Annotated in this window: 7 protein-coding genes; 3 read left to right on the top strand and 4 right to left on the bottom strand. The window is 74.9% G+C overall.

All coding sequences use genetic code 11. The annotated features are described in order from the left end of the window. The first annotated feature begins 154 nt into the window (after positions 1-154). Positions 155-1,000, top strand: coding sequence for a hypothetical protein (locus tag IF37_RS44725; RefSeq protein WP_030753454.1), 846 nt, complete (start codon positions 155-157; stop codon positions 998-1,000). A gap of 58 nt (positions 1,001-1,058) precedes the next feature. Continuing rightward, positions 1,059-2,690: a hypothetical protein gene (locus tag IF37_RS41100; protein ID WP_158727452.1), complete on the top strand. Its 1,632-nt coding sequence runs from the start codon at positions 1,059-1,061 to the stop codon at positions 2,688-2,690. Here IF37_RS41100 and IF37_RS0136755 read toward each other — a convergent pair. The 4 genes from IF37_RS0136755 to IF37_RS0136740 form a co-directional block, all read right to left on the bottom strand. After that, positions 2,671-4,830: a hypothetical protein gene (locus IF37_RS0136755; RefSeq protein ID WP_158727451.1), complete on the bottom strand. Its 2,160-nt coding sequence runs from the start codon at positions 4,828-4,830 to the stop codon at positions 2,671-2,673. The two genes, IF37_RS41100 and IF37_RS0136755, sit on opposite strands and share 20 nt — an antisense overlap. A 495-nt stretch (positions 4,831-5,325) precedes the next feature. After that, on the bottom strand, positions 5,326-7,047 hold the full coding sequence (locus IF37_RS0136750) for a glycosyltransferase family 39 protein (protein ID WP_052845576.1): 1,722 nt from the start codon (positions 7,045-7,047) through the stop codon (positions 5,326-5,328). Beyond that, positions 7,044-8,114: a glycoside hydrolase family 26 protein gene (locus tag IF37_RS0136745; RefSeq protein WP_030753446.1), complete on the bottom strand. Its 1,071-nt coding sequence runs from the start codon at positions 8,112-8,114 to the stop codon at positions 7,044-7,046. The genes IF37_RS0136750 and IF37_RS0136745 overlap by 4 nt, the downstream gene beginning before the upstream one ends. Beyond that, complete coding sequence (locus tag IF37_RS0136740; protein WP_079166061.1) at positions 8,111-9,802, bottom strand: glycosyltransferase family 2 protein; 1,692 nt, start codon at positions 9,800-9,802, stop codon at positions 8,111-8,113. The genes IF37_RS0136745 and IF37_RS0136740 overlap by 4 nt, the downstream gene beginning before the upstream one ends. Before the next feature lie 381 nt (positions 9,803-10,183). Here IF37_RS0136740 and IF37_RS0136735 point away from each other — a divergent pair, with 381 nt between their 5' ends. After that, a complete protein-coding gene (locus IF37_RS0136735) occupies positions 10,184-10,375 on the top strand; it encodes a hypothetical protein (RefSeq protein ID WP_030753442.1) in 192 nt (63 codons plus the stop codon). The last annotated feature ends 81 nt before the right edge of the window (positions 10,376-10,456 follow it).

The raw sequence follows: 10,456 nt of genomic DNA, 5'->3' as shown, positions 1-10,456 counted from the left end.
CCCCACGCCCACCCCCGCGCGGAGTCCGGCCGCCGGTCCGGGGCCTCTGCTGCCCCCGATATTCCCCGTGATCCCGGTGTCGCCCGTGGCGCCACCGCCGTCGTCCGCACCCCCGCCTTCGCCCTCACCGTCACCGGCGCCGTCGCCCGCGCCGGTGCCCGGCCCCGCCCGGACCGCCGCTCCCCAGCCGCCCGCCGCCCCGGCGCGCCGGGCCGTCCGCCCCGTCCGCATCACCCCGCTGCACCGCAGCACCACCGCCGACCGCCAGGCGGTCCAGGCCCTCGCCGGTGAGCAGTGGTGGCAGCAACAGGCCGCGCTCGCAAGGACGTTGATGGTGGTGCCGGGGCTGCGCGCGCACAGCCAGGACGAGGAGGCGCACGCGGACCTGATCGCGGTGCGCTCGTTCCTCACCCTCGACGACGGCCCGCTGAGCTGGACCTGGCTGGAGCGGCACCTGGCGGTGGGGGCGGACGACGCACTGCCGTACCTGTCCTGTCTGGCGTCCGGTCTCAGACGGCTCCCGTCGTACCGGGGGGTCGTCGTCCGCGACGCGGGAGTCCTCCCGGAGGAGGCGCGGACACCGGCGCCCGGGAGCGAACTGTGCGAGGCCGGGCCGGTCGGCACGCTCGCACTGGACGGGGCCCCGGCGTCGGCGGCCGACCGGTACCTCATCTGGTCGCTCACCGGGCGGCGCGCGCGCGGCCTGTTCGCCTCGACTCCCGCGAACGTACACGGCGAGGAGGTCGTCTTCGCCCCCGGGACGCGCTTCAGGGTCCTCGGCACGCACGGGCGGCCCGGCGCCATGTCGGTCCTGCTGCGCGAGGTGGCCGAGGGCGACCCCGCCGCCCGGGCCGGCCGGCACGAGGCCCAGGACCGGGGCGCCCTGGCCGCGCTCACCCAGGCGGTCGACCGGGCCCCGGGCGCCGGCGCCGCCGCGTCGTGGCCGCCCCGGCTCGCCGGACAGCTGGCCGAGCGGCCCCTCGACGGCGACCGCGCCTGACCACGCAGACCGGCCCCGCCGTGCCGGACGCACCCACCCCGAAGCAGAGGAGACGAACATGTCCGCAGAGCGCAGGACGCCGAGGCGCGGAGCACAGCCGGAAGGCGGTGAGCAGTTGAGGATGCGGCGGGCCGCGGTCCTGTCCGCACCGCCCGCCGCCGCCCCCGCCGGGCCCGGCACCGAGGAGCCCGCGAGCGCTGCCGTGGCAACGGCCGAGCGGACGGCCGAGAGGACGGCCGAGCGGACGGCCGTGCGCACGGTTCGTGGCGGGACGGCGGCCACCGGACTCCGCGACAACGGGGCGCACCGCCCGGCGGACGGACCCCGGTCCGGCGACCGGCCGGAACCGGGCGAGCGGCGCCGGTCCGCCGGCCGTGGGTCCGGCGCGGAGGGCGGTACGGCGGAGGGCGCCGCGCCGGCCGGCAACGCCAAGCCCAGCCAGCGACCGCTGCTGGCGGCGGCGGCGGTCGCCGGGGCGGTGCTGGTCGCGCTGCCGCTGGCGCTGAACAACGACGGCGACAACGAGACCGACTTCGAGTCCTCCGGTCAGAAGACCCCCTCGCCCCAGGGCGGCGGACAGAACTTCACCATCGACGTCCCGACCCACCCCGGACCCGAGACCACCACCTCGCGCGCCCTGCCGTCCCCCTCGTCCACCACCTCGGCCCCCTCCTCGCACTCGTCCTCCTCTCCTTCGTCTCCTTCGTCCTCGCCGTCCTCCTCCGCCGACTCCACTCCGGCCCCGTCGGTCTCCGGCATCCGTGTGTCCCCCAGCAAGCCCTACCAGGGTCCCGGCATACGCGCCCCGCACCCCCGGATCTCGCCCACGCCGAGTACGGAGCCGCACGCCCCGACCACCGTCCTCGCCGACGGCGCGCCGCACCGGGAGAGCCACCCCGTGGCCGGCGGCGAGGAGCACCGGGCGACCACGTCGAAGCCGGTGCAGATCGCGCGCACCACCACGGGGAGCGGCAGCGCCGCCGCGGCGCGCACCGGGACCGCGTCGTCGGCGTCCGGCCACACCGGGACCTCTCCCTCCTCGCCCGCCTCCACGTACACGGGGTCGTCCCGGACCGTCACGGCCGTGCGCCTGGGCGGTCAGGGCACACCGGCCGCCCACACCACGTCGGCGACGCAGAGCTCGCCCACGGCGCGGGGCGCGTCCGCCACCCAGGCGGCACCCGGTTCCCAGCGGACGGCGACGGCCGCCCAGACCCCGTCCGCCCCCGCCGCGCAGACCGCCACGGCGCAGACCGCCACCACGCAAAGCGCCACGACTCAGGCCGCCACCACGCAGAGGGCCACGACGCAGGCCGCCACGACCCAGGCCGCCACGACTCAGACCGCGGCGCCGTCCGAGGGCGGACTGGTCGTCCAGGCCACCCGGGTGCTGGAGCCCGGCACCTCGATCACATCGGACCGGGCCCGCCTGACCATGCAGGACGACGGCAACCTCGTCATCACCGACGAGAACGGCACGATCCGCTGGTCGTCCCACACCGAGGGCCGCGGCTACAAGACGGTCTTCCAGGCCGACGGCCACCTCGTCGTCTACACCCGTGACGACCAGACGGCCTGGTCGTCCGGGACCGCCGGGCACGACGGCGCCGAACTGGTGCTCCAGGACGACGGCAACGTGGTGATCCAGCAGGACGGTACGACCCTGTGGGTCAGCGGCACCGCTCACTGAGCGCGTCCGGGCGGTCCCCGGCGCCGGTTCCGTCCGGCGCGGGGGCCGGACTGCCCAGGCCGGGCGGGCGGGCGAACGGGTCCGGGATGCCGTAGCGCACGAGACCGCCCGTCTCGTCCGCGCGCCAGAGGCGCAGGGCCTTCTCGAGGTCCCGCACGGCCGTGCGGCCGGTGCCGTCCGCCGGGGACCCGGCCGGCAGCTCGCGCATCAGCACGACCGTCCGCTCGCCCTGCCGCACCCGGACGTCCAGGACCTCGAACCGCGTCCCCGGCGGGAACAGCACCCGGTCCGGCAGCTCCGGTTCCAGCAGGGCCGTACGGCGGCCGGTGACCGAGCGGATGAGGATGTCGGTGTTGCCCGCCCGGCCGGGGTTGCCGGTGAGGGACGCCGAGCACACGCCGGGTTCGACGACCTGACGGTGTGCGCCGTACCAGTGCGTCTCGTCCTCGGTGAGGTCGGTGCGCAGCGCGACCACCCCGTGGTGCGCGGGCAGCAGGGCGAGTCCCTCCAGGGCCGACGCGGTCGGCGGCGGCACCTCGCCGGCCGGGTGCCCGTGCCCCCGGTCGGTGCGCTGTCCGTGCACGGTCAACTGGAGCCGGGCGGCGACGAGTCCGGCCAGGACGACCTCGGGAGAATGGTTTCTGCCCAGGTCGGGTTCACGTTGGAGCGCGAGGGCTACGACGGCGGTGTCCCGGGGGGAACCACCTCCGCCGGACGGCCCGTCCGGCACCTCGCCGGGCAGCTCACCCGGAGCCTCCTGCTCCGTCTCCGGCTCCTGTTCCCTCTCCTGCTCCTCCGCCGTCTCCTCGGGCCGCGCCCCGTCGTCGGCGGACGGGGGACGGATCGGGGCGATGGAGGGGAGCGCCGGGGTGGCCGGGGCGGGCGGCTCGGGTTCGGCGGGCAGCGCGCCCCACGGCCGGCCGGCGGTCAGCACGCGCACCAGCAGACCGGTCTGCGCCGACAGCCGCCGGACGACGTCCTCGGCCAGCCGCTGCGACCGGGGCAGCACCTCGGGCACGCTGTCGTCGCACAGGATCAGTTCGTGATGGGGGTCGGCGGGAGCGGCGCGCACCGCCGCGGCGGACGCCGGCTCGGCGGAGGGCCGTATCCACAGGCCCCAGGGCAGCACCTCCAGCACCATGCCCGGCCCGCCGCGGTACAGGCCGCGGCGGAGCATCGGCAGGTGGTCGAGGGGCCAGCTGTGGTCGACCGCGAGCGGCGGGTCCGCCGGTCCGTGCGGGTCCGGGGGCAGGTACAGGTACTCACGGGCGAAGACCGGGCGTCCCGGCGTGCCGTCCCGGCCCGGCAGCACGACCTCGTCCCGTGGCGCGCGCCCGACGACCGGGTCGCTGGTGGGAAAGCCGTTGTACACGTGCACCGGCTCGCCGGTCAGGGCGGCGAGGGTCTCGCCGAAGGGACGGCCGCCGGGCGTCCGCATCCGCCCGGACAGCACGACGCGCGGCGTGGCGCGGGCGTCCTCCGGGAGGCTGTGCCAGAAGCGTGCGACCTCCTCGGGTGTCAGTTCCGCCGCGTCGGGCGTGCCGATCACCACGGTGGCCGCGTCGCTCCGGCCGCGCAGGCGGGCGGCCAGATAGCGGCGGTACCGGTGCTGGACGGTGTCCTCGGCGGCCGGACGGAGCCACACCCCGGCGCTCACCGGCTCGGCCACCGCGTCCGCCCCGACCGGCCAGGGCCGGTCCGGCAGGGCCTCGTCCCACGCGGGCCGGGGGAAGCGCCGGGAGAGGTAGCGTTCATGGCCCTCGGGGGTGCAGAGCACCCAGCCGCGGCCCCGGTCCGCCCCGATGAACAGGGCGCCCCCGGCGGACGGGAGCAGCACGCCGTCCGGGACGACCACGTCCTGCCCCAGACGTCCGGCCAGCCAGCGTCCCGCGGCGGCGGGACCCCGGGACGGGGGCCTGCCGAACACCAGCCGCAGGCCGCGCGGACCGGCGGGCACGGCGCGTGCCACGGCCTCCTCCACCGCCTCCAGCGCGGTCTCCGGCGGGAGGTCGGCCACGACGACCGTGTACTCGGGGTCGGCCGCGAGGCCGGCGGCGAACAGCAGGGACCGCCGGTCGGGGCCGGTGGCCGGGTGCACCAGCCAGGCGCTGCCGACACGTCGTACCACGAGCTCGGCCACCGGCGCCGCGGGATGCCCGGCGTCAGGCGCGGACCGGGCCCTCGGCGACAGCCACGGCCGCTTCCGGCCGGCCGGACCGGAGCCCTCCCTGCCGCCGGAGATCACATCCCTCTCCGCCACGGCGCGGTACCGCCATGGGCAAGGGCGTGGTCGGCACGGGTGCGCCGGGCGAGCGGCCGGTGGTGGAGACGGGCCGCCGGGGCGCCGGGCGCGGCAGTGGGGGATGCGGACCGGACCTCGGCCGGTCCGGTCGGCTGACTGCGATTCATGCGCGGCGTCTCCGTCGTCGTGCTGGGGTCCCGCTCGTCCCTGCCGGAATTCCCGGCCTCCGGCGTCCGGCGTGGCGTCGGGGCCGATGGTACGGACACCGGACGCGGCCGCGAACCGCCCGGCGAGGTCACTGTGCCCGTCCGGACAGGGATCACGCCCGGACGGACACGGCTGCGACGGGCCCGGACGGGCATGGCCGCCACGGGCCCGGTGACGGGCCGCCGGTCAGCGCTTGTGCGCGGCGGGCTGGCGGAGCCAGATCTCGAAGTGGCCCGTGCCCACGGAGGTGCGGTACGTCAGCGCGCTGGCCAGCCGGTACCGGCCGCTGGTGCGCATCTCGGCGCGGATCAGGGCCTGTACGTCCCCCGGCTGGTCGGACCAGTCCAGCACGACGCCGTCGAAGTAGCCGTCGTCGATCGCGGCCCGGTAGCCCTCCGGGCCCATGAGGTGGCCGCCGCGGCCGGTGTAGTCGATGTAGTAGATCGAGGTCCAGTACGTGTAGTCGGTGAGGCCCTCGCGGCTGAGGTAGTACACGGGCGCCTCGTGCGGCTGTCCCAGCCACTTCTGCCCCATCCGGACGTTCTTCGCCAGTTCGGGCATCAGATAGCTGGTGCTGGGCCAGATGCCGTAGTTCTGGGCCGACTGCGACATGCCGAAGGTCAGCGCCAGCACCCCGACGGCGATGGCCGCCTGCGGGAACCTGAAGTGCGCCCCCATCAGACGGCTGATGCCCACGCCCGCCATCGGGGCGGCGAACAACAGCCCGTACCCGATGTGCTTGTGCAGCGAGACGCTGGTCTGGAGGTGGATCTGGTACGCCGGGGCGAGCAGCGCGCTGCCGGTCAGCACGGCTCCCAGGGCCAGGCGCCAGCCGGTGCCCGGGCCCGTCCGGGATCCGCCCGGCACCTCGCCGAGCCGGTCGCGGCGCGCGTACAGCGTGGAGCCGAGGCAGGCCAGGACGAAGATCAGGCCGCCCCACCGGAAGCAGTCCCAGGCCATGGACGCGATCGAGGTGGTGCCGTGCGCGCGGTCGGTCGTGGTGCTCTGGATCGCCTGGAGGTAGTCGGTGGTGGCCACGCCGATGCCGAGCAGGACCGTCACGCCGGCCGTGAAGGCCGCGCCGCGCCGCAGCGCCTGACGCCGGCCCAGGTACCGGTGGGCGACCAGGACCAGCAGGGCCGCGAGGGTCGGCAGGTACAGCGCCGAGGCGTACTTCACCCCCACCGCGAGGAACGCCACCGGTGCCGCGGCCAGCGACAGCGCCCAGTGGCCCGGGGCGGTCCGGACGAGGAGCCAGGCGGTCAGCGCGAGCAGCAGGATCGCCAGCGCGTCGTACGTCGCGAAGTAGCCCAGGAACAGCGTCGACTGGCAGACGGCGAAGACGCCCGCCGCGCACAGCGCCGCCCGCTCGTTGAAGAGCATGCGGGTGAGGGAGTAGAGCAGACCGGTGGCGCCCAGCATGAAGGCGAGGCTCATCAGCCGTACCGCGGTCAGTCCCCCGACGGTGTCCACCCAGGCGGCGAGCACCGGGTAGAGGACGGGCGAGCCGGAGAAGTAGGTGCTGAAGCCGCCGTAGTCGGGGACGCCGTGGAACAGGTGGTCGATCATGGCGTGCCCGGCGTAGACGTACAGCGCCTCGTCCTCGAACGCCGTGTTGTGCAGGCGCAGCGACAGGACCGTCTGGACCAGCAGCAGACACACCAGCATGGCGCGGCTGACCAGGGTCCGGCGGGCGTGCGGGCGGGCGGACCAGCCCCGGTCGGGGACCGGCCCGAGCACCCAGTCGGCCCGGGTGATCTCGTCGATGGTGTACCCGGGCGCGGGCCGGTGGCGGCCCCGGGCGGGCAGCACCCGCAGCCTCAGGGTCGACTCGGGGTCGAACGGCCCGGCGTGTTGCTCGGCGGTACGGCCGCGGGGGGCGATCACCGGGTCCTCTGCGGTCGTCACGGGTGCCTCACATCGAAGCCGAAGAGGGGGTCGGCGGCGCCGCGGCGGAAGGCCGCCAGCGCCTCGGGGCTGCTGTCGATCCGCCAGTCCGTACCCTTGTCGCCCTTGTCACCCTTGCCGTCCTTGCCGCCCTGGTCGTTCCCGGTGCCCTTGTCGTCCGTGTCGCCCCGCGCGTCGTACCAGACCAGGCCGACCACGTCCTTGCGGGTGGTCACCGCGTGCATCAGGTCCGCGATGTCCGCGGGCTTGCGGGCACCGGGCTCCGCGGCGGTCTCGGCGACGAGCACCGGATTGCGGGTGAAGGTCCTGAGCTTCTCGATGGTGGGGGCGAAGAGCGAGTCGAACGTGTGCGGACCGGTCCGGGTGTAGTAGCCGACCAGGCCCAGCCAGTCCGCGTACGCGTCCCCCGGGTAGTACGGCCGCAGCCGCGCCGGCGGCAGGGGGCCGACCACCGTGGGACTCCACACCCAGACGACGTTGGACACCCCCGTGTCCTGGAACAGGTCGTGCAGGTGCCGCCACGCGCCGACGAACTCCTCGGGCTTGGCCTCACGGGTGCCCCACGGGTACCAGTCGCCGTTCATCTGCGGGGCGAACGCGATGGCGACCGGCACGTTGAGGTCGCGGACGTGCTCCGCGGTGCGCCGGATGTAGGCGTCGTCCCGGCCCCCGGCGATGTCGCGCAGCGTCGACTTCCAGGGCTCCCAGAGCAGGTACGGCAGCGTCCTGCGCTGCCACACCGCCGTGATGTCCTCGGCCGGGAAGTCGTCGCCCCAGGCGAACCGGCGGGCGCACAGGGTGGCCGCCTTGCCGGCCCGGCCGGTCCAGGCGTCGAGGGCGCCCGGTGCCGCGTCCCGGCCGCCGAAGGCGGCGCCGAGGTACTTGCGGCCGTGCTTGGGCCGGATCAGCCAGGTGACGTCGAACGGTACGTACGGCGCGGTGCGGACCGTGGGTCCCTGCCCGCCCGCGCCGATCGGCGCCGTAAGGCTCGGGGCGCAGCCCGCCGTGGCCGAGGCCGCGGCGGCGACCGCCCACAGCAGCGCGCTCCTGCGCCCGACGGCGGTCACGCGACACCCCCGCCGGCGGCGACGGCGAGTCCGGCGCCGCCCGTGGCGGGTTCCTCGTCGGGGAGCGTGGTGGGTTCCTCGGGGCGGGGCAGGACGATCAGGCGGATCACGGCCGCCGCGTAGAAGAGGCCGGAGCCGAGCGGCAGGGCGAAGTCCTCCGGCACCATCGTGTCCATCCGCCACACGGCGGCGCCGATCCAGAGCGCGGTGACGGGTACGGTCCAGCCCCAGATCCCGATCCACAGGCGCCGCACGTTGTTCCTGCGCGCCCCGGCGGCCCCGGTCGGCTGCCAGCCCATGGCGCGGCGGCGCAGCACGTCCCAGACGGCGAAGACGTGCGCCCAGCTGTACAGCACCCGGGTCGCCCAGGCCTCCAGGCGGTACGGGTTGCGGTGCCACAGCGGGTAGACGACGACGAGGTAGACCATGCCGGGCAGCAGCAGCCACATGTCGGTCGCCTTGATCTGCTGGGGGAAGAACAGCAGCAGCACACAGACGATCAGCGGGCCGGTGAAGATCATCAGGGCCGACTCGATGTAGTAGACGAACCCGGAGACGTAGCACAGGCGGCTGGCCCAGCGCATCCTGACCCGCCAGAAGTTCTCCAGGCTGCCCAGCATGCTCATGGAGGCCATGCACCAGCGGTACTGCTGGCTGAAGTAGGCGCCGATGGTGTCCGGGCACAGACCGGTGGCGAGCGCGACGGGCACGTACCGCAGGTCCCAGCCGCGCGCCCGCAGGTCGAACCCGGTGTGCATGTCCTCGGAATGCTCGATCAGGCTGGTGCCGCCGACCTCGGCGAGCGCGGTGCGCCGGTAGACGGCGCAGGAGCCGACGCAGATGGAGCCGTCACTGCGCTGCCGGGAGACCTGGACCGACCGGTAGAACAGCTCCTGCACGGCGCCGGCGCCGCGCTCGATCCAGTTCTGCTGGTCCAGGATGCGGAAGTACTGGGGGGACTGCACGATCCCGGCGTTCGGGTCGGCGTCCATGTACGGCAGCAGTTCCTCGAGGAGGTCGGACCGGGGGGCGAAGTCGGCGTCCAGGATGAGGATGAACTCGCTGTCGGAGTGCTCGAAGCCGTACCGCAGGTTGCCGGCCTTCTTGAACCAGCCGCGGTTGGGCCGCACGAGGTAGCGGAAGCCGAAGTCGTCCGCCATGGCGGCGACGTCCGGGCTGTCGGAGTCGTCGAGGACGATGGGGACGACCCGCCCGGGGTAGGTCTCGACGAGCCGCTGGAGGTGGGTCCAGGTGTTGTGCAGCACCGCGATCGGCTCGCCGCACACCGGGAGGAAGACGTCGACCGACGGGTACTCGCGCGGCGACCAGGAACGCACCAGCGCGCGGTGGGCCTCGATGTCGAAGTCGGACGTGAACAGGTCCAGTCTGAGCGATATCAGGAAGCCCAGCGCGGACAGCAGCAGCACCGGGGTGAACAGCCAGATCCACGGACCGTGCCGGGCCGAGTCGACCTGGCTGTAGGCGACGCACACGAACCCGACGAACGACGTGAGGCTGAGCAGCCAGGTGCGGCGTACGACGTAGGAGTACTTCTCCCGGTCGTCGGGAGGTGTGGGGAGCAGCCCCTCGGGAGCCGCCGGGCGCGCTGCCCGGCCCTCCCTGGGGCGCCGCGCCCCCCGGGACGGCCGTGCGGACCCGGTGGGAACAAGAACACGGTGGGCAGCCATGACGTGGGGCTCCAGGGACGGCTGGGGAGGATGCTGACCGGACGCGCCGACGCGGCGACCGAGGCCGCTCGGCCGACAGCACGAGGGCCAGGCTAGGGGCCCGTCCGGCGGAGTACGCCCACGGCGGCGGAACCAGGGCAGTTCGGGAACGAACACTGCACCAACAGACCGACCCGGCGCGCGTGGGGCCCTTGCGGGCATCGCTGTAGCCCTTAAGGGCAGTCATGGACGGCCGTGTTGGCGTACCCCCAGTAACAAGATCATCATCCGAAATCGGACGCCTCAGGCAACGTTCACTCCTCTCTCACACTCCCCACACGGCACCTCGTGCCCGCGCATCGCGGCGCGGCGCGGCACCGCCCTGTCCGTCAGGAGCCCCTCATGCAGTCACCGCACCAACCCGCCCCCTCCGTCGACCAGGCGCGCGAGGACTACGACGAGCACCGGCGCTACTGCCGCCAGTGCGCGCTCGGTCCGTCCCCGTGCGCCGCGGCGAAGCACCTGAGACGTGTCTACAACAACGCGATGAGAACGGCCCGGCCCTCCGCCCCCCGCCGCCCGGTCACCCGCTAGCGGAGCCGCCCCCGGGGCCCCCGGGGCCCGCTCGCCCGCTCGCGGGGGCCCCCGGGGGGGTCGGCCCGACCGGTGCCGGGC

The organism is Streptomyces sp. NRRL S-31, from assembly GCF_000718775.1.
Lineage (GTDB): Bacteria > Actinomycetota > Actinomycetes > Streptomycetales > Streptomycetaceae > Streptomyces.
Note: the sequence above shows the minus strand (reverse complement) of the source record. Positions and strands in the feature narration are given on the sequence as shown.